Annotated in this window: 20 protein-coding genes and 1 riboswitch; of the genes, 10 read left to right on the top strand and 10 right to left on the bottom strand. The window is 49.3% G+C overall.

Annotation, left to right across the window (positions count from 1 at the left end; translation table 11 throughout):
* Window positions 1-244: 244 nt before the first annotated feature.
* Window positions 245-931 carry a PKD domain-containing protein gene (locus PP769_RS11005; RefSeq protein WP_312640104.1) on the bottom strand — a complete coding sequence of 229 codons (687 nt, stop codon included), beginning with the start codon at window positions 929-931 and terminating at the stop codon, window positions 245-247.
* A gap of 244 nt (window positions 932-1,175) precedes the next feature.
* Here PP769_RS11005 and PP769_RS11000 point away from each other — a divergent pair, with 244 nt between their 5' ends.
* Both PP769_RS11000 and PP769_RS10995 read left to right on the top strand, forming a co-directional pair.
* Window positions 1,176-2,669, top strand: coding sequence for a glutamate-cysteine ligase family protein (locus PP769_RS11000; RefSeq protein WP_312640103.1), 1,494 nt, complete (start codon window positions 1,176-1,178; stop codon window positions 2,667-2,669).
* Window positions 2,666-3,682, top strand: coding sequence for a M14 family metallopeptidase (locus tag PP769_RS10995; RefSeq protein ID WP_312640102.1), 1,017 nt, complete (start codon window positions 2,666-2,668; stop codon window positions 3,680-3,682). The genes PP769_RS11000 and PP769_RS10995 overlap by 4 nt, the downstream gene beginning before the upstream one ends.
* A gap of 214 nt (window positions 3,683-3,896) precedes the next feature.
* Here the strand turns inward: PP769_RS10995 and PP769_RS10990 are convergent, their stop codons facing one another.
* From PP769_RS10990 to ftsH, 3 genes are all read right to left on the bottom strand, one after another.
* Window positions 3,897-4,451 (bottom strand): hypothetical protein, encoded by a 555-nt coding sequence (locus PP769_RS10990; protein WP_312640101.1) that lies wholly within the window; start codon window positions 4,449-4,451, stop codon window positions 3,897-3,899.
* Between the two features lie 193 nt (window positions 4,452-4,644).
* Entirely contained in the window at window positions 4,645-6,024 is a 1,380-nt protein-coding gene (locus PP769_RS10985; RefSeq protein WP_312640100.1) for a tryptophanase, read from the bottom strand.
* Window positions 6,025-6,368: 344 nt separating this feature from the next.
* Window positions 6,369-8,195: an ATP-dependent zinc metalloprotease FtsH gene (ftsH, locus tag PP769_RS10980; protein ID WP_312640099.1), complete on the bottom strand. Its 1,827-nt coding sequence runs from the start codon at window positions 8,193-8,195 to the stop codon at window positions 6,369-6,371.
* 258 nt (window positions 8,196-8,453) lie between these two features.
* Between ftsH and PP769_RS10975 the strand changes: the two genes are divergently transcribed.
* Window positions 8,454-9,878 carry a DNA recombination protein RmuC gene (locus PP769_RS10975; protein WP_312640098.1) on the top strand — a complete coding sequence of 475 codons (1,425 nt, stop codon included), beginning with the start codon at window positions 8,454-8,456 and terminating at the stop codon, window positions 9,876-9,878.
* Window positions 9,879-10,116: 238 nt separating this feature from the next.
* On the top strand, window positions 10,117-10,677 hold the full coding sequence (locus PP769_RS10970; protein ID WP_312640097.1) for a carboxypeptidase-like regulatory domain-containing protein: 561 nt from the start codon (window positions 10,117-10,119) through the stop codon (window positions 10,675-10,677).
* A 794-nt stretch (window positions 10,678-11,471) separates the two neighbouring features.
* Here PP769_RS10970 and PP769_RS10965 read toward each other — a convergent pair.
* Window positions 11,472-11,678, bottom strand: coding sequence for a hypothetical protein (locus PP769_RS10965; RefSeq protein ID WP_312640096.1), 207 nt, complete (start codon window positions 11,676-11,678; stop codon window positions 11,472-11,474).
* A 13-nt stretch (window positions 11,679-11,691) separates the two neighbouring features.
* Here PP769_RS10965 and PP769_RS10960 point away from each other — a divergent pair, with 13 nt between their 5' ends.
* Window positions 11,692-12,378 (top strand): DUF4197 domain-containing protein, encoded by a 687-nt coding sequence (locus PP769_RS10960; protein ID WP_312640095.1) that lies wholly within the window; start codon window positions 11,692-11,694, stop codon window positions 12,376-12,378.
* A 46-nt stretch (window positions 12,379-12,424) separates the two neighbouring features.
* The gene (locus tag PP769_RS10955; protein WP_312640094.1) at window positions 12,425-12,616 is read left to right on the top strand and encodes a DUF3565 domain-containing protein; all 192 of its coding nucleotides are present in this window, start codon (window positions 12,425-12,427) and stop codon (window positions 12,614-12,616) included.
* A 69-nt stretch (window positions 12,617-12,685) separates the two neighbouring features.
* Here the strand turns inward: PP769_RS10955 and PP769_RS10950 are convergent, their stop codons facing one another.
* Genes PP769_RS10950 through PP769_RS10935 form a run of 4 tightly spaced genes read right to left on the bottom strand, consistent with a single transcriptional unit; the run spans window position 12,686 to window position 16,088 of the window.
* The gene (locus tag PP769_RS10950; RefSeq protein ID WP_312640093.1) at window positions 12,686-14,017 is read right to left on the bottom strand and encodes a response regulator; all 1,332 of its coding nucleotides are present in this window, start codon (window positions 14,015-14,017) and stop codon (window positions 12,686-12,688) included.
* Between the two features lie 29 nt (window positions 14,018-14,046).
* Window positions 14,047-14,436, bottom strand: coding sequence for a response regulator (locus tag PP769_RS10945; protein ID WP_312640092.1), 390 nt, complete (start codon window positions 14,434-14,436; stop codon window positions 14,047-14,049).
* Between the two features lie 31 nt (window positions 14,437-14,467).
* Window positions 14,468-15,643, bottom strand: coding sequence for a hybrid sensor histidine kinase/response regulator (locus PP769_RS10940; protein ID WP_312640091.1), 1,176 nt, complete (start codon window positions 15,641-15,643; stop codon window positions 14,468-14,470).
* Window positions 15,630-16,088, bottom strand: a complete 459-nt coding sequence (locus PP769_RS10935; protein WP_312640090.1) for a response regulator — start codon at window positions 16,086-16,088, stop codon at window positions 15,630-15,632. The genes PP769_RS10940 and PP769_RS10935 overlap by 14 nt, the downstream gene beginning before the upstream one ends.
* 192 nt (window positions 16,089-16,280) lie before the next feature.
* Window positions 16,281-16,372: riboswitch (cyclic di-GMP riboswitch) on the bottom strand.
* A gap of 344 nt (window positions 16,373-16,716) precedes the next feature.
* Here PP769_RS10935 and PP769_RS10930 point away from each other — a divergent pair.
* The 4 genes from PP769_RS10930 to PP769_RS10915 are packed head-to-tail and all read left to right on the top strand — an operon-like array spanning window position 16,717 to window position 21,483.
* Window positions 16,717-17,322 (top strand): hypothetical protein, encoded by a 606-nt coding sequence (locus PP769_RS10930; RefSeq protein WP_312640089.1) that lies wholly within the window; start codon window positions 16,717-16,719, stop codon window positions 17,320-17,322.
* A gap of 45 nt (window positions 17,323-17,367) precedes the next feature.
* Window positions 17,368-19,911: a PAS domain S-box protein gene (locus PP769_RS10925; protein WP_312640088.1), complete on the top strand. Its 2,544-nt coding sequence runs from the start codon at window positions 17,368-17,370 to the stop codon at window positions 19,909-19,911.
* On the top strand, window positions 19,853-20,311 hold the full coding sequence (locus tag PP769_RS10920; protein ID WP_312640087.1) for a response regulator: 459 nt from the start codon (window positions 19,853-19,855) through the stop codon (window positions 20,309-20,311). Before PP769_RS10925 ends, PP769_RS10920 begins: the two co-directional genes overlap by 59 nt.
* The gene (locus PP769_RS10915; protein WP_312640086.1) at window positions 20,308-21,483 is read left to right on the top strand and encodes an ATP-binding protein; all 1,176 of its coding nucleotides are present in this window, start codon (window positions 20,308-20,310) and stop codon (window positions 21,481-21,483) included. Before PP769_RS10920 ends, PP769_RS10915 begins: the two co-directional genes overlap by 4 nt.
* Window positions 21,484-21,609: 126 nt before the next feature.
* Here the strand turns inward: PP769_RS10915 and PP769_RS10910 are convergent, their stop codons facing one another.
* Entirely contained in the window at window positions 21,610-21,891 is a 282-nt protein-coding gene (locus tag PP769_RS10910; protein ID WP_312640085.1) for a MoaD/ThiS family protein, read from the bottom strand.
* Between the last annotated feature and the right edge of the window lie 63 nt (window positions 21,892-21,954).

Here is a 21,954-nt window from a genome sequence, read left to right as displayed (position 1 = left end):
CCCTCCCCTTTTAAGCCCATCCTGCTTCCCCCAAGCAGCGTACGTACGGCCTAGCACACTGCGCGCAAGGGGCAGTTTCTTCAATTCCTGTTTGTGAGTGGTACGTGGTGTTGTGGCGCGGAGGCATTTGCCGGGTGTTATTTATGGCTTCGGTCCCGCACAGGCCACACGAGAAAAGAGGGCCTGACACGGTTCAGCCAGTGCAGTCCGAGCCCTTCGAAAACAGGATCTCCTGGGTTCATAGTCAGCCAGGATTGGATTTCAAGAAATTCCGGGTTTTAAAAATTTTTGATATACCATTGATGATCCGCTTCCCACACACATCTAAAGGAAATTGGATTTCCCCCATCGGCAATGGGTCCGCTGATTTGGCTATCACCCGAAATCCTTGCCCATCTGTCAGTTGAAGGGGAACGGAAAAAGGATTGGCGATCTCTCCTAAATGATCGGCCAGCACGGTCCAATCATGTCGCATGGCATCACGCCTTCTGGTAGCCACAAACGCGACAGCCCCCTCAATATCCTGCTTCGCCAAGGCTCCCAGCATGCCCCGCCACCGGGCATTGAGGGCAGCCTGGAGATCTTCCGGATTCTCTAATACCACGTCGGTCGTCGCTTCAAAGGTTTGACCCTGTGTATTTGTCACAATCACGCGAGGGGAAAAGTGTCCGGCATGTGAGAAGGTGACGGTCTGAGAATGGAGATGAGGCCCTTCTGCGTCAAATCTTCCATCGCCTTCATAATCCCAGGCTATCAGTTCCACTTCAGGGACCGAATCCGTAGACACTCTCAAGCTCACAGTGCTCGGTGCGACATCCCGTGCCGGGGATGCCCGTATTTTCACCAGAGGCGTCCTGCTGTGATCCATGCCGTAGGAATGCCGATTCCACACATGAGGACGAAGATGGCACCTGCGGATTTCCTCAGCCATAATATCGGCTTCATTTTTCCGTTCTCCTTTTCATTGTTCTGCCGGCCGCTGTTTTCAATACGGACGACTGACAGGCCTCACCAAGCGACTTCACACAATCCTGTCCGCCTCTATTTCGGAACTATTTATTGATTTCATGAATGAAATATTCATGAAAGCCCGCAACCTTCACGTGAACAGGGAACACGGTTCGGGCAGGCGGGATTCTTTACCTTGTCGGGAAAATCAGGTATGAATCACAACTATGGGTTTATGTATTGATCGCGACCAGTTTGACGAAGAGGATTTTACCCGGTTCGGGCAACGGTTGATTCAAAGCTTGAAAGCTCTTAAGCATGTGGTGGAGCAGCCGGGGTTTGGTGTCGGTCCTCTCTCCATCGGGGCGGAACTTGAACTCTCGATTATCAATAGCGAAGGCCGGGCCTATCCCATTAATCGCACCCTTCTGAATTGCGCGCATGATGCACACCTCCAACTCGAGTTAGACCGGTTTAATTTAGAGTATAATTTGTCTCCCGTCGCCTTGGCGGGCCATCCCTTTTCCCATGTCCGGGCGCAGTTAGCGAACGCCATTCAATCATTGGAATATTGTGCGCATAGATTGGGAGGACGCATTGCGCCGATTGGCATCCTGCCGACTCTCTGCGCCGAAGAACTGGATTCGCCGGTGATGTCGGATCTCCCACGCTATCGTGCGCTCTCGGCCGGCCTTCGACGATTACGGGAAGGGCCATTTGCGATACACATCAATGGACCGGAGCCCTTAACGGTGACCTGTCCAGATGTCACGCTGGAAGGGGCCACGACTTCTTTTCAAATTCATCTTCGGGTGAACCCTCAGGATTTCGCTCACGTCTTTAATGCGGCGCAACTGGTCACGCCCGTTGCCTTGGCGCTCGGTGCGAATAGTCCCATTTTTTTGCACCATCGGCTGTGGGAAGAAACGCGCGTGGCCTTGTTCAAGCAAGCAATCGACAGTCGAAAAGCCCAGGAAAGTGATTGGCATCAACCGGCCAGAGTGTCGTTTGGCCATGGGTGGGTCCGCCGAGGGGCGTATGAGTTATTTGCCGAAGCCGTGGCGCTTCATTCCCCCTTGTTGCCGGTCATGAGTCCGGAAGATCCCATGGAATGCCTCAGTCGAGGGCAACTGCCGCAGCTCGAAGAATTACGCCTGCACCAGGGAACCGTCTGGCGGTGGAATCGGGCGATTTATGATGCCAATGCCGGTGGACATTTTCGCGTCGAATTTCGATCTCTACCCTCAGGACCTACGCCGATTGATATGGCGGCCAATGCGGCATTTGTGATAGGGCTGACGTTAGGCATGCGTCAGCAGATCGACCAGCTCCTTCACCAGTTTCCGTTTGAATATGCGCACCGGAATTTCTATCGGTCGGCCGAATATGGGATGGATGCCATGTTAGTATGCCCGGGTCAGCCAGGGCATGGGTTGCGCGAAATTTCCGTGTGTGACCTGGCCGGGGAATTGTTGCCGGTGGCCGAGAAGGGCTTGGAGGAGAGCGGGGTGGAGAAGGAAGAAATCCAAACCATGCTGAATGTGATCCGGGGTCGCTTGGAAACCCGTATGAATGGCGCCCGTTGGCAGATCCATCGGCTGGAACAGTATGAGAGCCGTGGGCATGACCGCCCTACGGCTCTAACGCACATGCTCGAAGATTATCTGCGAGCCTCACATACGGGCGCGCCCGTTTCACAATGGAGTCTGAACCTCGAATGAGCCTCGCACGACCTATACCCAGGTGGGAAGCACCCACACCACAAGACGTGGGACAGACGGTTGAGGATTTCCTGATGAAGCTTGGTGAGCCGACCTTTCTTTGGCTTCCTGGCCTGGATACCACGCGCACGCGGGCCATGTGTACCTTATTGCACGGTAATGAACCCTCAGGGGTGCGCGCCCTTCATCGATGGATCCGGGAAGGACGCCAACCCCAGGTCAATGTGCTCTGTTTTATCGGATCCATCGGAGCGGCCTTGACCAGACCAATGTTTTCTCATCGATACGCACCAGAAGGCACAGATCTCAATCGGTGTTTTCGGTCTCCATTTGAGGGGCCGGAAGGGAATATCGCCCAAGCCATGCTCCACGAACTGCATCAGGTCCAACCTGAAGCCTTGATTGACTTTCATAACACCTCGGGTCGAAGTCCGGCATATGGTGTGACCACCCTGAACCGGGAAACCCATGAAACATTGACGGGAGTCTTTTGTGATCATCTGATTGTGACCGATTTGCGGTTAGGCACATTAATGGAAGCGACGGAATACGACTGGCCGACCGTCACCATTGAAGCAGGCTGGGCACAAGATCCACAGGCCGATGAGCTGGCCTTTCGGGGATTTACACGGTATGCCATGGCCATGAATTTTTCAGATATCTCGTCACCGGTGACCGTGCTCCATCATCCCATTCGAGTGGAACTGCAGGAAGGGGCCACCGTGGCCTATAACGGTGGACCGGTTTCCGAAGTGGATCTCACCCTTCCTTCAGATGTGGATCGATTGAATTTTGGACTGTGGTCCCGGGAGGAAACGCTGGGGTGGGTGGGGAAACGGGGCTTGGATGTCCTGTGGGCCAAGAATGCGATGGGGCAAAACGTCAGCAAAGCGATTTTCTCCGTGCACAACGGCGAACTTCGATTGGCTCATCCCAGTCGGCTCATGATGGTCACGACAAACGCAGAAATCGCCCAAAGCGATTGCCTCTTCTACATCCTCCCTGATTCGTGAACATGGAAATTCAGCGTAATATTTCCACACAAAACTCAGGCGCCCGCCAACATTCCACCCACCCTAACTACCGCGTCTTTTCTCCTCTCTCCACATGCTGACACACTGAAACAATATCTGGAGAGTTATCCGAATTAAAGCACCGACTAGGGGTCGGAGGCGTTTTTATTCCACCGAACCACTGGCAAGCCCACCCTCCGCAAAACTATCCCCCCTAATTTTTGGTGCAGCGGGGGTCTGCTTGTTGAATGGCCGCGATCTTCTGATCATCGAACGGGATTGGGGCGCACCCATGCCCCTTTTCACATACGAAGTCGAACCTGGCCGCCGGCTGATGACAACTTAAGCACGTGACTCCTTGCGAAACATTGACGACGTTGTCTCCCCGATCCGCAATCTTGGTGCCTTCTTTGGAGACTTCCAAAAAGAAAAATTCCCAGCCGTTCGTTTTTGGAAACTTGTCATGCGAATGCTTCACCATGGCTTCATGAGGAACAAGTTGCAGAATGGTTCCAACCGGATACTCCGTCTCCGGCACGCTGTCCCGTAAGATTCGCTTGGCCTCCTTCAATTTTTCCGGATCGTCATGCTTGATGCGAGTATTCCTGACCTTCGGCCAATCGAGAATGCACCCGAACATGCCTTCGGACACCGTAATTTCTTGAGCCGACACGCTGTATACCAGGCAGCAAATCAGTCCCGCAGCAAGAACGCCCCGTTTACACACACACGCCGTAAATTGGGATAAGAGCGAGAGTAAATAACGCATGAGCATGCTCCTTTCTTCTTTCTTTCCGCCCAGCCGGGAGGCCCCTTCCAGTCATTGATCTCTCGGATTCGTCATTATAGGGCTTGGATCTACTTCATCCCTGATCTTGCAGAGCATCATACATCCATACAAAGGAGGAAGGTACAACTGGCACCATGCTTCAACCCCACTTATACAAAGTTCGTTCTCACGATCATTCTGCCATCCCATATCGAGCGGTGAAATGTCGGAGAAAGGGCGCTTGCTCCAGAAATCGAAACGCCTTCAAGCCCTCACGCCGCCGGAACGCTTCTTCCACCACTTCGATAATATAATCCACATGACTTTGGGTGTAGACCCGCCTGGGAATCGCCAACCGAACAAGTTCACGAGGGCCCGGCTCTTCTTTCCCGGTTTCGACATTGCGCTTGCCAAACATCGCGGTGCCGATTTCCACCGCCCGAATGCCTCCCAATACGTATAACTCCACACAGAGCGAAATACCCGGTAGATCGAGCGGTTGGAGATGCGGTGCGAAGCGGGCCGCATCCAGGTAGATGGCATGTCCACCGGGGGGCCGGAGGGTCGGCACACCGGCTTCATGCAAATGGTTCCCCAGATACCCCGTGGAGGTAATGCGATACTGGAGGTAATCTTCCTCCACGCCTTCATGTAATCCTACCGCCATCGCTTCCAAATCCCGACCGGCCAAGCCCCCATAGGTGGGGAACCCCTCGGTTAAGATCAACAGGTTTTGCTCTTGTTGGGCCAACTCGGCGTTGCGTGTGGCGAGAAATCCGCCAATGTTCACAATGGCATCCTTTTTTGCGGACATGGTACAGCCATCGGCCAGATCGCACATTTCACGAACAATGTCGCGGACCATTTTGCCCGCATATCCCGGTTCCCGCAGTTTAATGAAATAGGCATTTTCTGCAATCCGGCAGGCATCCAGGTACAACGGGCGGTCAAAGGCGCGGCAGACCTCGGCCACTTCTCTGATGTTGGCCATCGAGACCGGTTGGCCTCCACCGGAATTATTGGTGACGGTGACCATCACCAACGGAATACGGTCGCGCCCTTCTTTTTGGAAAACTGCGCGAAGACTTTCGACATCCATATTGCCTTTGAAGGGAAACTCACTGGAGAGGTCCGCTAGCTCGGGACAAGGCAAGTCCACCGCTTTGGCTCCGGTAAATTCCACGTTGGCCCTGGTCGTATCGAAGTGCGTATTATTGGGAACCACGTCACCAGCCTTGCAGATGGTGGAAAACAAGATGCGTTCCGCCGCCCTTCCCTGATGGGTGGGAATGACAAGCGGGAATCCCATGAGTTCCTGTACCGCAGCTTCAAACCGGTAAAACGAAGGACTTCCTGCATAACTTTCATCCCCCCGCATTATGGCCGCCCACTGTTTGGCACTCATGGCCCCGGTGCCACTATCGGTCAGGAGATCGATCAGGACATCATCGGAGTGCAGCCGAAATACGTTATACCCGACATTGGCAATTAATTCCCGGCGTTCGGTTTCTGTCGTCATACGGATATGTTCGACCATTTTGATTCGAAAGGGTTCGATGATCGCGTTAAACATATTCGGTCCTCCGGTTCTACTTGTCGCTTGATTTCATAATCCGGGAAAAGACCATGACTCCCGGTCACCGAAATCATAACATCTTCTGGAAACACATCGAAGGATTCATGACTCGACGATCCCCGCCTCTATTTTATGAAACCCTGAGGCTAACCGGCTTTCTTGAAAAATTGGGTGAGATGAATGCCTGATCTGCTCCCGAACAAGACGAGGAGACCGACACTGCGGGATGTTTTGGAATGGTGTTTGTCCAGCCGGGTCTGAATGTCAGACCCGGCAGGATATGATTGGAGATGGCAGGATTAAGGTATTCGGTACCGAAAATCTCATGTTGGCGGATGGAACTAGCCTGGAATAGGTTCTTCTTCCTTAGCGTGGAGAAGCGCCATTAACTCTTCCCCGGTCATGACTTCGGCCTTCAACAAGGCCTCAGCCCCGTTTAACAGCACCGGCCGGAGCCTTGTCAGCAATTCCCGGACGCGATTCCCTTGCTCTTCAATGAGGCGACGCACCTCTTGATCGACCTGCTGAGCGGTGTGCTCGGAATAGGTCGGGGTCGCATGCGACTCCATATTTTTTAAAAACGTCGGCTGCACGGATTCATCTAACGCCACCGTTCCCAATTTATCGCTCATCCCATAATCTTTGACCATCCGTTTGGCGATGGTGGTGGCTTTCTGCAAATCATCAGCCGCTCCTGTGGAGGCTTCTCCAAAGACCAACTCTTCCGCCATACGCCCCCCTAACAAGACGGCGATACGATTTTCTAATTCGGAACGGGTGAGCAAATAACGGTCTTCAACAGGGAGCTGTAGCGTGTAGCCCAAGGCGGCAATGCCACGGGGAATGATCGAGATTTTTTGGACAGGATCACACCCGGGCAAGGACATCGCCACTAACGCGTGACCGACCTCATGATGGGCCACTCGCTTCCGTTCTTCCACACTGAGGACGCGGTTTCTCTTTTCCAGTCCGGCAATCACCCGTTCCACGGCCTCCTCAAAATCCTGGTGTTCGGCCGTCTCCCGACTTCTTCGAATGGCCAATAGGGCAGCTTCATTCACCACATTGGCTAAGTCAGCCCCTACCATCCCCGGAGTCATGGCGGCAATTTTGTCTAAATCGACGTCAGGAGCCAGTTTGATGGACTTAGCATGTATGGCAAGGATAGCGGCTCTTCCAGGTCGATCGGGGCGATCAACCAGCACCTGTCGATCAAAACGGCCTGCACGGAGCAAGGCCTGATCCAGAATTTCAGGACGATTGGTTGCGGCCAGCATGATGACCCCCACACGAGGATCAAACCCATCCATTTCCACCAGCAATTGATTCAGGGTTTGCTCCCGTTCTTCGTGCATCATGGGCCCTGTTCCCCGGGCTTTTCCCAACGCATCCAACTCATCAATGAAAATGATACAGGGCGCTTTAGCCATGGCCTGTTCAAACAAATCTCGCACCCTGGCCGCTCCCACCCCCACAAACATTTCGACAAATTCCGAACCGCTGATGGAAAAAAATGGCACGCCGGCTTCTCCCGCAATAGCTTTCGCCAACATGGTTTTTCCTGTGCCCGGCGGACCCACTAAGAGCACCCCCTTGGGGATCCGGCCTCCAATCCTGGTGAATTTTTCCGGGGTCTTTAAGAACTCGACGACTTCCATGAGTTCCACTTTGGCTTCATCGACTCCGGCCACATCACTCATACGAGTCTTGATATCGCTTTCAATATAGACCTTCGCTTTGGATTTCCCAATTCGCATAAAACCGCCCCCCGCCCCTTGCCCCATTTTCCGCAAAATCCAAAACCAGATCCCGGCAAAGACCAGAATAGGGACGACCCAGGAGGCCACGTCTTTCCAGAGCGTACTGACGATCACTCCGGCATATTCCACATGCCTTTCTTCCAACAGTTTCACTAATTCCGGGTCATCTACGCGCACTGTCTGAAACCACTGGGGGCTTTCCCCGCCTTTTTCAGATTTTAATTTTCCGTGAATGACTTTGTCGGTAATGGAGATCTCCGCCACCTTATCTTCTTGAACCCAGGTTTTAAATTGACTATAAGGCACCTCATCCATATGTTGGGCCGCAAAATACATTTCCTGGAGGATAATGAGTCCCCAGAACGCAATAATGAAATACCAAATAGAGACACGATATTTTTTTTCCATATTTGCTATCCTAACCCCTGTTCCTGCCTGATCCTGAATCGCGCGACGTTAACATAATCTTACTGTACCCAAGAATCAGAAATACGTCTATCGAAATGAAACAAAATTCTTCCCTGACTCATCATTCCTGCCTGACGGCAGACCTGGCCCTCTCCTTCGTTCGAGCATGGGCCAGAAGTTGAAAAACCCCATGATCTCTTGCAAGTCAACATGATGTAAGGAACTTTTATCGTCCGGGTAGGTTCTCTCTTCTCAAGCATGATCGCCTCTTACGACCCTCAGCTATTATGGATTCTCGTGGCCGGCTTGCTGGTCGGAGGGACAATCGCGTGGGGCATCTGTTCCATTCTCTATCGAGGAAGGAGGATCCAGGCCTTACAAGAGACCGCTACCCGATTTGCTTCTGCCCAAGCCCAAACTGGAGAACTTCGGACCCAACTCGCCACCCTTCAGCAGGAACGTGACCGGATTCATCAAGAATTTCGTTTGATGGAAGTGGCCAAAGTATCAGCTGAAACAAACCTTGAAAATACACAACGACACTTAGCCGAACAGCGAGCCTTGCTGGAGGATGCAAAAATGACCTTATCGGATACCTTTCGATCTTTAGCCTCGGAAGCCCTGGCAGGAAACAATAGGGGATTTCTGACCCTGGCCGAGGAAAAGTTTAAAGCCCTGAAGGATGAAGCGACGGCTTCCTTCGACCAACGCCAGACCTCCATTGAATCCTTGTTGCAGCCGCTGACTGAATCCCTACGCACCTATCAAAAAGAATCTCAAGCCTTAGAAGATAAGCGGCTTCGTGAACTCAGTGTCGTGGGAGAACAGTTACGCCAATTGGCTTCCGCCCAGACCACTCTCCAAGCCGAAACAGCCAAATTGGTGAATGCCTTACGATCACCACAAGTTCGAGGACGCTGGGGAGAAATCGCGCTTCGAAGGACGGCTGAATTGGCCGGCATGTCAGAAAACTGCGATTTTTTTGAACAGGAAAGTGTCTCCACCGAAACCGGCCGCTTGCGTCCCGATATGATCGTCAAACTCCCGGCAGGAAGAGATGTGGTGGTCGATTCCAAAGTGCCGCTCAGTGCGTTTTTAGATAGCCTGGAAACGCACACGGACGAAGATCGGGAAGCCGCCCTTAATCGACATCTCGGCCAGGTAAAACGCCATATCAGCCAATTAGCCTCAAAAGAATATTGGGATCAATTTCCAGCCGCTCCTGAATTTGTGGTCTTATTTATCCCCAATGATTCGTTCTTAGCTGCCGCCGCCGAACGCGACCCTTCCCTCGTCGAGTCGGCCTTAACGAAAAAAGTCGTCATCGCCACACCCACCACCTTCATTGCCCTGTTGCGGGCCATTGCCTACGGCTGGCGCCAGGAACAGGTGGCGGAAGGGGCCCAACGCATAAGTATCCTCGGACAAGAACTCGCCGATCGACTGGGCACTCTGGCAGAACATTTTGGAAGAATTGGACAAGCTTTAGGTCGGACCGTCGAATCCTATAATGCGACGGTCACCTCATTGGAGAATCGGATCTGGCCCACGGCCAGGAAATTCAAAACACTTGGAATCAGCGCAAAAAAAGACCTCATGGACCTTAAATCCGTCGAGCACATGCCAAGACCGCCTGGGGAAATGGAACCACCTCCCGAAGACTTTCCACCCGCATCTTCATAAATTGAAAGCACATTTTCTCTCCCGCTTTTTTCGAATGACATCAGTAATCCCTTGCATAAGGATAGTGCTTGATTCGGGGCTGCCCCGTTCTTTCTGCCTGCCCGTATTCCCTGGGGACAAAGTTTGATCAATTCCTATTAGCGCTATTTTTAAGTACCCAAAAATTGTTATTATATATAGTCATTTGAGGGTTTGTTTAAAGAATTAACCTTTGTTTGGAAAGGATGAGGTGTGGCACGTGGGACCAGGAATTACCAGCAGATCGACAACAGATTGGGAAAAAGGCTTAAAAGCAGGAAACAAAGAGTTGTCTGTGACGTTGGGATTGGGTGCATGTATATTGATGATCCTAAGTTTGGCAGCCCTTTCAACCTCATCCTGGGCCGCCGCAGGTGAAGGCTCGAAACCTCTCGCCAAGTTTTTAGAAATTCCACTGAAAGACGGAAGCATCCCGGATAAACTCAGGTTTCCTCTCCATGAGCAGAATTCTGTTCAATATTTCAGCGCCGGATTAGGTAAGGAGGAACGGAGCCTGTCCTACCCACCCTATTCCCTTAAGTTGATCTTTGTGAAAGGCGACCGCTCTTTTTTAGCTGGTGTGGCGGTTGAGGTGATCAACTCAGATCAGACGACTTTGGTATCTATTCCAGGCGAAGAGGTACAAGGTCCTTGGTTATTCCTCAACCTTTCTCCAGGCAAATATGTTGTCAAAGCAACCGATTCAGGAGGGACCACTATTGAAAAAAGCATCACACTATCTGGAGAAAAGACCACTCCTGTTCACTTTCGTTGGCGGTAAGATGGTTTTTCTCCTCCGGAAATTGTCCTGATTTTCGGGTTTTTTGCCCCCAAACCATCAGGCTTTCAATCTGCAACTCTCCCTGTGCCCATCATTCATTAATTTTTTAATTTATTGTAGTTATACTTAAATTTAAAAACTTAGTCATAAGAACTATATTCATATTCAATCTATATGATTATTAAAGGTTTATTCACATTTATGGAAGTTATTGATGTTTCTTATTATACAATTATGAGGATTTTTTAATATTGGATTAATCTTGACTTAAGATCAAAGAGCTATATCTACCAACAAGACGTTTTAACACATATGTTACGATAAACAGTAAAAAGGAGATACATATGGGACATTTCGGAATACAGAAAAAGACCCCAACACTTGGGAAAAGTCCCATTAAGCGAGAAGAAGCTCACTCCGCTCCAAGCACTAAAACGGTGGATCCAAGGCACTCCGACACCTGTACACGATGTGGAGGATTTATGGTTTCCCATTGGTGCATGAATGTGAATTATGATGCCGGTGGAATGGAAATCCTGACCAAACGGTGCCTGCAATGCGGTGAAGTCATTGACCCCGTCATTCTGGAAAATCGCCTCAACCCCCAACGGGAAGCGATGAAAAAGAAAACCCGTCCGCTCCTCTCTAGGCCCCTAGCATCATCAAATAAGGGCAGGGGATCTGGGATGAGTTGTACTCCTATAGCCTAAGTTTGAGGCATCTCACACTCCAGGGTGCTTTTGAACCACCCACGAGGATGAGCTGGATTTTGCCTCCTGAGATTTGAAGACTGCTTATATTTTTAGTCTATCCTCCCCAGGATAATCCCAGGGCGCAAGCGTCCCCCTCTTCCTTGTGGGTCCCATCTCACAGGAAGAGTATGAAATGCATCGCATCTGATGTCCTTTACTCTCCGATTCCCGTTTTTCTCCATTTACCCTCCTAATCCATTCTTCCTTTTCAAAAGAGGAGTGATCAATGATCAAATCTCCCGTCATCATGAGTGTTCTCCTCTTGCTCCTTCCGCAGATCGCCTTCGCACAATTTGGTGACTTTATGAAAGAGATCGACAAATTTTCTCTGCCTGGGGCAAAAACCCTCGGAGATGACAAGATAATCTCTGGACTTAAAGAAGCACTGATCGTCGGAACGGAAAATACCGTGAAACTCACCGGCAACGCAGACGGTTTTTTAAAAAATGACGCTATTAAAATTTTACTACCTGAAAAACTTCAATCTATGGACAAAGCTCTTCGACTGGCCGGATTCGGGCCCCAGGTTGATGAATTGGTAGTTAGTATGAACCGGGCCGCCGAGCAGGCCGCTCCCTTGGCCAAACCCATATTCAAAGATGCGGTCACCAACATGAGTTTTGATGATGCCAAGAAAATTCTCGATGGAGGAAATACCGCCGCAACTGATTATTTCCAGGGTAAAACACGCGATCAACTTGCCACGGCGTTTAAACCTGAAGTGGAGAAGACGATGAGCCAAGTCGGGGTTACCACGCAATACAAGGAATTGGTGGGACAATATACGATGCTACCGTTTGTCACAGTCCCGGCATTTGATCTGGACGATTATGTGGTCGGAAAAAGTTTGGACGGGCTATTTCACACATTAGCCCAGGAAGAGCAAAAAATCAGGACTAACCCTGCAGCGCGCGTTACAGATTTACTCAAGGATGTCTTTGGCAAATAATTCACAAATCCATCATAGTCCCCCATCATAAAAACTTGGGAGAAAAATGAACCAACCCATTATCGGGTTTCATCAAGATGACCTGGATGATTGGGTGGCAGATCTGGCTTGCGGCCATGGGCAGCATGTTCGACATCAGCCTCCCCTTAGTTTTCGCCCATGGGTTCTGACACCAGAGGGACGTCGAGCCCACCTCAAAACCATCCTCAATTGCAAAAAATGTGACGAAAAGAATTAATCATCTATCCACCCATCAGGCGGAGGATATCAAATCTGCTGTTGTGATGGCATGGATTGGAGTTTCTCTTCAAACATGAAAAGGCTTTTTTGCCGGCTGTCCCGGGAGGGCTAGCGTAAAGGTTGATCCGTAACCCTCTCCTTTACTCCATACCGAGAGCGTCCCACCCAGGTTTTTGGCGAAAAGCGCACTACCATGAAGTCCCAATCCTGAACTGGTTTTCTTGTCAGTTTCCTCCTGAGAAAAAATGCGGGTGAAACTTTCGGGATTCAAGCCTTTCCCCGTATCTACCACCTGAATCTGGATCCATCCTTCCTCTAGAGGATGATGATTCAGTTTCAAGGTTAACCGGCGTGATCCGAAAGGGATGTGGCTCATGGAACCCATGGCATTGCGGATGAGAACCGTCAGAATTTGCAAGACCTGATATCTATCCACCACTATTTGCGGAAGTTCGCCAAATTCTCTTACGACCTCAATGTGATGTTTCTCAAATCCGGATTTATTGATCAAAAGGGCACACTCCAAAAGATCTTTCGGAAGGGCGGGCTGCAAAACATCAGTGGTTGCAGCCATCTCCTGCTGGGTGGCAATGATCTGTTTTAAGGCAGCGACGAGGGTTACCACCTTATTTATTTCCTTCTGGGCCGTTTCCAAGCCCTCATTCAAATGAGTTCCCAGCTGATGGAGAAATGCCGGTACACGTTGTCCCTTGGCATCCTGACGAATAAAGGTCTCCAGGTCATCAGAATGATTTTCCAGAAGGCGGGCCACGCGTTGGATATCCTGAAAGGGAAGATGATGCAGCTGATCGCCCACCAGCATTGCGGAAACATTGAGACTATTCAATAAATTTCCTACGTTATGCAGAACATTGGCCGCCACCTCACCCATCCCCGCCAGACGGGAGCGCTCGATCAATTGCTGTGTCAGATGCTCCCGTTCTTCTTCCGCCCGTTTCCGCTCTCTGGCATGTCGAATCACCCGTTCGAGAATTCCCGGATTAGTTTCGCCCTTGACCAGGTAATCCGCCGCACCCGATTGAATGGCTTTCAAATCGATTTGTCGATCAGTGGTGCCTGTCAACATCACAATGGGGATACGGCACCCGTATCGAAGAGCCTCCTGAAGCAAATCCAAGCCACTGCGTTGGCCTAAACAAAAGTCCAACAGACAAATGTCATGTTCGTTTTGCTTTAATCTATTCAGTCCTGCATCAAATGAATATGTCCAATCAACGGCAAAATTCATTCCCTGCAGGCTTGCCAACATCGCTTGCGCAATAACGGCATCATCTTCATTGTCATCGACAAGCAACACCCGCACCGATGCATCAACGTGATGGTCGTCAACGTCATATGCGCGAATTTGCTTATTCGTCACGCTCGGAAGTGCCATCATCGCAATCTATAGTCCCCGCCTTTAGAAGTCTATATTGCTAACCGCACGGTCGGATGTTGAATCACGGCGCGCAAGGCTGCTAGTAAATATTCAAAGTCATACGGCTTTTCAAAAAGTGCCGCACCTCCCACTGCAATCGCTGATCGTCGTAAGTCGGCCTGTTTACTCGCCGTTAAAAAAATGATGGGGATCTTCTGGGTTCGATCGGAGTTTTTTAACCGCTCAGCAAGAGATAACCCGTTTCCTCCCGGCAGGGTAATATCGAGCAGAATCGCCTGAGGCAGAAGTTCTGCCGCCTTCTGCATACCCATAATTGCATCGAAAGCGATGGTCACCCTGAAGCCTCTGGACTGTAAACGGACTTCCAGGGCTTTCGAAATACTTTCATCATCCTCAATAATTAACACCGTCTGTTCCACCTTTGCCTACCTCCCTCGGGTTGTTAATCGATCATTTCCGTTCACATTGGAGCGTAAAACTGAAGACACTCCCTCGACCCGGAATACTGCTTGCCACCATGGTACCTCCGTGTAACTTGATGATTTCCCGACAGATAAATAACCCAAGACCTAGTCCCGGGGAACAGGAGGCGATATCATCTTGTATTTGAAATAATCGATCAAAGATATTTTCGAGCTGATCTTTGGGAATACCGATTCCGTTGTCCTGGACAGCCACCCGGACTCTCTCAGGACAACGGCGATCCGCAGAAGCTGTCACAGTCACCTCTCCTCCCGTGGGAGTAAACTTCAGAGCATTGCCGACTAAATTGAGTAATACTTGTTTAATTCGCTGTGAATCTATCTTCACAGTGGAAAGAGAGGAATCGAAATGAGCGGACAACCGGATATTTTTAGATTTCGCCTTTGGACCGAGACAGGTTACGACATCGGTAATTATCGGCTCCAGGATGCACGGCTGAATATGTATCCGTAACTTTCCCGTCTCTAGACGCGTAATATCATAAAGATCATTAATATTGCGATCTAAATGGGCGCAACATTCCTGGATGACGGTGAGATATTCATTTTGAGATGTATTCAAGGATCCGGGAATCTGTTCTAGAAGAATATTGACGAATTCCCATGCAGCCGTGAGCGGTGTTTTCAACTCATGAGCTAATAGATGATAAAACCGCCGGATCTCGGCATTTCTCTTTTCGAGTTCCCTATTGGATAGTTCAAGCTGGCTCTGCCTTAATTTCAATTCATTGGTCAGTTTGGAATTTTCCAATCCGTGACAAATAGCCCGTTCTAGATTTTCGGTTGAAAGAATATGTTTAGGGATATAGTCTATGGCACCGGACTTAATTGCCTCGACCACCAGCGATTCATTCCCTTGGCCTGTCAGCATAATGATCGGCATATGGCAGCCTTTTGCCTGTATTTCTTTGACTAAATCAATCCCGTTTTTCAATCCGAGGTTGTAATCGATCAACCCGATATGATGCTGTTGCTGTTCGAGGGAGGCGCACCCGGCCTCATACGATGGAGCCCAATCCACTATGAGAGGAGGGCCGGAGCTAAATTGCAGAAGACTGCGCGTGATAATGGCATCATCCTCATCATCCTCCACCAGCAGAATTTTAAGAGGAACATCCCCCTGGACACCCTCAACAGCCCGCATAGACCAGTCTCCCGGGGTTTTTCAAAATAAATTGGCCTAAATGTTTTAGGATCTCCACATATTCGGAAAAACTTTCCGGTTTGGAAATATATTCAAGGGCTCCAATCGTTTCGGACTCGGCCATATCCTTCGGCATCTTGGAATCGGAAAACACGACGACGGGAATACTGCATAAGCGGTGATCTGCACGCAGTTCCAGAAGGACCTGTCGTCCATCCATCCGAGGCATATTCAAATCCAGGATGATCAAATCAGGATTCTGAGTGATCTGGAGATTCCGAAATTTTCGGCGACGGTACAGGAAATCCAACACCTCTCTACCATTGTGAACCAGTCGAATATCACACTTTATTCCACTTTCCTCCCACGCTCGACAGGCGATGACACAATCGTCGATGTTGTCTTCAGCGATCAAAATTACCCCAGGGACCGAATGTTTTACCATTGACAACTATCCTCCTTCGCGATGTTATCCATTCTGAGGGAACGGGCGCTTTTCTGATCATCCGTGAGCGGAACGCACCATCGTTTCCTGTACTCATACCCGGCTCCCGTCAGACTGTGACACAACCATGACAAAAAAAACGCCATCTTCCTGCAAAGATTGGCGCAAATCTACCCAAGCGGATTCGTGTAAAGTGGCAACCGGGCGAACCTTCCTAACTGTCAGAGAGAAAAGGTCCCTAGGCTTTGCGTCCCAACCTCACGGGTGGTTTGCGATTTTCACTTTATCATTCCTTATCGGCCCATGACCCCAAACCTTAACCTCAACATTGGCCTGCGACATAGGAGTTGTGGCGTCATGGAGAGGAGGAGACACGTTCTCAAGTCGCACATAAAGATCGAGGGTCCTTTTGAAAATGAGGCTGAGTTTTCAGCTCGGCAAATTGTGCCTTGTTTTTCACGAGGACATCACCGACGTATTGGAATCGCACTGCACTTACACGTCCGCACCTCCTCTGGCATTAACAATAATCCTGAATTATATTGAAAGAGAAACGGACTCCACAAAACACAACTTCGTTTTTGTCAATCCAATAGATCCACTGGAAAAAATCTGGAGGGCAGCCCGGATGTCGCCATTTCTTGAACCGTTGAACAATTTTATGCCGCATGGGATGTGTTTTCTTTGGGATTCCTCGCTGTTGTGGTTACATGTCATTTCAGACAGTCTCATTGCGCTTTCCTATTGTTCAATTCCCCTGGCACTCTGGTATTTCACAAAGATAGGAGGGAAATTGCCCTTCAAACCTATTATCTTTTTGTTTTGTGCGTTCATCTTAGCCTGTGGCATGACACATATGTTCAACATATGGACCATATGGAAACCCGATTATTATCCGGAAGGATTAGGCAAACTTTTTACTGCCGTCATTTCGGTAATTACGGCGATTGCTTTATGGCCACTGGTTTATAAGGCGAGCAAACTGCCAAATTCGTTTCTTTTACAAGAATCCAATCTTTTAATGAAAAAGGAAATCCAGACACATAAAACCATCGAAGCTGTCACCCGATCTCAAAGCGAACACCTTCAGAAAGCCAACAATCAATTGCGCCGACTTAACCTGCATTTGTGCGATCAAGAACTTCGTATGCTTGAACTGAAAAAGGAAATCAACAGGCTTTCACTCGCCACACACCAGCCGCAACCCTATCCCAACATTTCTTTATTGACCTAAAACTTTTCCTTGTATGACTAAGCTGGCAATACGGGGACCATTTGTATGAATGTCATTAAACATACGTCTCTTTTACTAAATCTCAATCTTCAAATAGTGTTTATCGCCCTAATGGCTTTCGCTTTCTTCTGTTTGGATTCAATGACGCATCTGGGAATTGCCGAGGGTGTGCTCTACGTTCTGGTCGTGCTGGCTACCTTACCGAGCCACCATAAGCTTTTTACTATGGGCTCCATATGGGTGTCGACCGTCTTAATTATTGCGGGGTTTTGGACATCTCCTCCCGGTCTTGAGGAGAATTACGCCCTGGTAAACCGGTTACTATCTATTTTGGGCGTGTGGGTTACCGGGTTCATGGTTTTAAGAAATCTCTCCTCAAGCCAAAAGCTTCGATCATTAAAGGATGATCTGGAAAAGCAATTTGAGACGCAGACAGTGGAGTTAAAACAACAGAATGATGCCATGCTGAACCTGCTCGATGACATGGAACGGGTCAAACTCCAATTGGAAGAAAAACAAGCTCGTTTGAATCTCTTTATTGATGCCTTTCCAAGTGGCATGGTTATGGTTGATGAGCAGGGGCAAATTATATTGATTAATGAGATTATCGTGAATCTTTTTGGCTATACAAAAGACGAAATCCTCGGAAATCACATTGAGCATTTACTTCCGGAACGCTTTCGAAACACCCATGTGGCCCATCGAGGGGAGTTTATGAAAAACCCCCATCCCCGGGCCATAGGAACCGGTCGGGACCTGTATGCCAGACGCAAAGACGGCTCCGAGTTTCCTGTGGAAATAGGTCTGAACCCTTTAAAAAGTGGAGATGTGACTTATATCCTGGCTTCACTGGTCGATATCACTGAACGCAAACTTTCCGAGGCCATGTTAGTCCAGCAGACACGCTTACTGGCCTTCGATGCTGCGCTCAGTCATATCATCATCCAGGGAGGAGACCTTCAGTCCATGCTTCAGGCATGTACTCAAGCAATTTGCGACCACCTAAACGCTGCATTTGCCCGCGTATGGTTATTCAGTCCGAATCAGCAGATCCTCGAGTTACAGGCAAGCGCAGGACACTTTCACCATCCTGAAAATCATCATTTGGGTATCCCCGACGGACCATTTCATGCCGCGGGAATTGCAAATCGCAAAAAACCCGAATTGACCATTGCGGTCATCGGTAATCCCCGTTTTCCCCATCAAGACTGGGCTACACAAGAGGGAATAGTGGCCTATGCGGGATATCCCCTGCTCCGTGGCCAGGACGTGTTGGGAGTCATGGATGTATTTTTCAAAGAGCCTGTGCCCGATTCGACGGCCAATACCCTTAAATTGGGAGGCGATCGAATTGCGATGGCCGTTGACCGTTATCAAATCGGGCGTGCGCATCACCAGCTCTCACAACAGAGTGAACGTATTTTGAATTCTGCCGGTGAGGGGATCTATGAAGTGGACAGGGAAGGGCGAAGCACGTTTATTAATCCTGCCGGCGCCAGAATGTTGGGATATCAGCCGGAAGAACTGATCGGCTTACCGATGCATCTGACGGTGCATCACAGCAAACCCGATGGATCTCCCTATCCCATTGAAGACTGTCTGATTCATGCTGCCTTACGCAACGGTTCTGTCCAGAGGGTCGAAGACGAAATAATGTGGCGCAAAGACGGTACAGCATTTCCCGTGGAATATATTAGTACTCCGATTCGGAATGAAAATAATCAACTTTCTGGTGCAGTCGTCATTTTTAATGATATCACCAACCGTAAACAGGCTGAACACATCATCGCGGCAAGAAACCAGGAATTGGTTCGAAGTAATGAAGAACTTGACCAATTCGCGTATATCGCCTCGCACGATCTGAAAGAGCCAATCCGTGGGATCCATAATTTCGCCAAAATCCTGATTGAAGATTACGGCAAAGATTTCAATCAGGATGCGATGAATAAATGTGAAACGTTGATACGTTTATCGATGAGAATGGAGAATTTAGTGGATTCCCTGTTGTATTTCTCCCGCGCCGGCCGGACGGAAATGGGCATGCGTGACACGGATCTTGACGCGACGATCAAAGACATAATGGATTCTTTGGTCGTGCTGTTAACAGAGGAGAATGCGGTCATCGATATACCCAGACCGTTGCCCACCATTAATTGTGATGCTGTTCGGACAGGAGAGATCCTCCTGAATCTCATCACAAATGCCATAAAATACAATGATAAACCGGAAAAACACGTGGAGATTGGGTACCTACAGAGTGAGGAACGCGTATGGGACTCAAGACAGATTCAGCCGGGAATCCCAGTCTTTTACATCAAGGACAACGGCATCGGGATACGAGCCAAACATTACAAAAGCGTATTTCGTATTTTCAAGCGTCTTCATAGTCAAGATAAATATGGAGGCGGAAGCGGCGTGGGATTAACCATTACGAAAAAGTTAATCGAGCGGCATGGAGGAGATATTTGGATTGAATCGACGGTCGGAGAAGGCACAACATTTTATTTTACTCTTGGAGGGGGGAGTCGCCATGATCAATACGCCCAATCAGCCCATTCTACTTGTGGAGGACAGTCCGGAGGATTATGAAGTAGCCACGCGGAGCTTGCGGGCCGCTGGACTGAAAAATCCTATTCAGCGTTGTTCTGACGGGGATGAAGCATTAGATTACCTATACCGGAGAGGCATTTATCAAGATCCACACACATCCTTACCTCCGGGCATCATTCTTCTGGACCTCAATATGCCCGGTACAGACGGACGTGAAGTTCTCCAGGAAATCAAACAAGACCCTCAGTTAAAACTCATACCGATCATTGTGTTATCGACCTCCGCGGATGAAAGGGACATACAGGATTGTTATGCCATGGGGGCAAATAGTTACGTTCCCAAACCCCTCAACTTCGAAGGATTTCTGCAAGCGATGACTCGTTTGAAAGATTTTTGGTTTGAGGTTGTGATCATTCCAAAGGTGACAGAGGAAGTATGAATTTCAATTCCCTCTCTTTGTTGATCGTCGACGATTGTTCCGAGGACCGTGAGTACCTGAGCCGGCTCCTCTCTCATCATCCTCAAACGGCATTCCATATCATGGAAGCCGATTCGGGCATAGAAGGATTGCAGCTCTGCACCCATCACACATTCCACTGCATTTTAGTTGACTATCAGCTCCCCGACGTTGATGGATTGGAATTTCTTGAATCTTTTGCCGAAAGTCACGATCCCAGATTTTTACCCGTTCTCATGCTGACCGGGCAGGGTAATGAGGAAATCGCTTCTGACGCATTGAAGAACGGAGCCAGCGACTATCTGGTGAAAAACAAAATAACGCCGGAAGGCTTGTACCGGGCCGTCACCCGCGCCACTGAAAAATCAAGCCTTCTGCGAACCAACGAGAAACAACGCGTAGAGATCGAACGGTCGCAGCGCGATCTGGAACAGTTTGCCTATACCGCCGCTCACGATCTCCAAGCGCCGGTCAGACGCATCATCAAATTTCTTGAACTGTTTCAACGTGAACTCTCCGACCCACTGCCAGCTCGCCCCAAGGACTACCTGAGTCGCGCTATGAAAAGCGCCATCTACATGAAACAATTGATACAAGATCTTCTCAATTATTCCTTGGTTGGAGGAGCACGGAATTCATTTACTTCCGTGGATTTAAATAAGGTCATCAAAGAGGTTCTCTCTCAATTAGAAATTAACATTCTTAAAATCGGTGCGTCCATCGAGCAACACCCTCTCCCGACAGTCGTCGGCCATAAATGTTTTCTCCAGGAGTTATTTCAAAATTTGATTGGGAATGCCCTCAAGTTTTACAGCGATCGCCCGCTTATGATCCGGGTATCCGCAGAGGCCAAAGAATCGGAATGGATATTTACCTTCAAGGACAATGGCATCGGCATTCCTCCTGAAGGTATTGAAAAAATATTCAACCTCTTCCAACGAATAGAAACCGGCACACCGGCCGAAGGGACGGGAATCGGATTGGCCTTATGTAAAAAAATCGTAGAGATCCATGGGGGTTCTATTTGGGTGGAATCCACACTCAACCAGGGCACGGCGTTTCATTTCAGCATTCCCTTTCCCACCAACAAATCCTCGATAGGTTCTCCAACCGGAACAGACGTAACAGAGGATCCCCAACCTACTCATCCTTAAGATGTTCGCTTCGGTTTACGAGCCACCAGGATGTGCACCATACCTGCCAATGGTGCAGGATCCGTCACGTGATCGAAAAACGTTGCCACAGGAATTCAATAAGCCATGAGCTGATGAGAAACTGAATCAGGGATTCTGCCACATCGCACCGTCCGCAAGGTTGTCACCTCCCTGGTGAGTTATTTTCAGGATATCCCCATTTTTCACTTTGGCTTCCAAGGTGGAGATTTTCTGATTAATGGTCAACATGAGTTCATTGGCCTGAAGAAAAGGCATTAACCCTTGAAAATGATCGGGGAAATCCTCTAGCAATTGCCTAATGGTGGTGGCGTTTTCTAAGCTAATTTCAACTTCCGGGTCTTCAACCGCTTCACGAAGCGAAAGGCCAAATATCAATACTTTTACCATCCGATGTTCCTCATGCAAAAATGAAAATCCATCCCGATTCCAACTATCACAATGATATCCCGC

Origin of the sequence: Candidatus Nitrospira allomarina, assembly GCF_032050975.1 — a bacterium.
Classification (GTDB): Bacteria; Nitrospirota; Nitrospiria; order Nitrospirales; family UBA8639; genus Nitrospira_E; species Nitrospira_E allomarina.
Note: the sequence above shows the minus strand (reverse complement) of the source record. Positions and strands in the feature narration are given on the sequence as shown.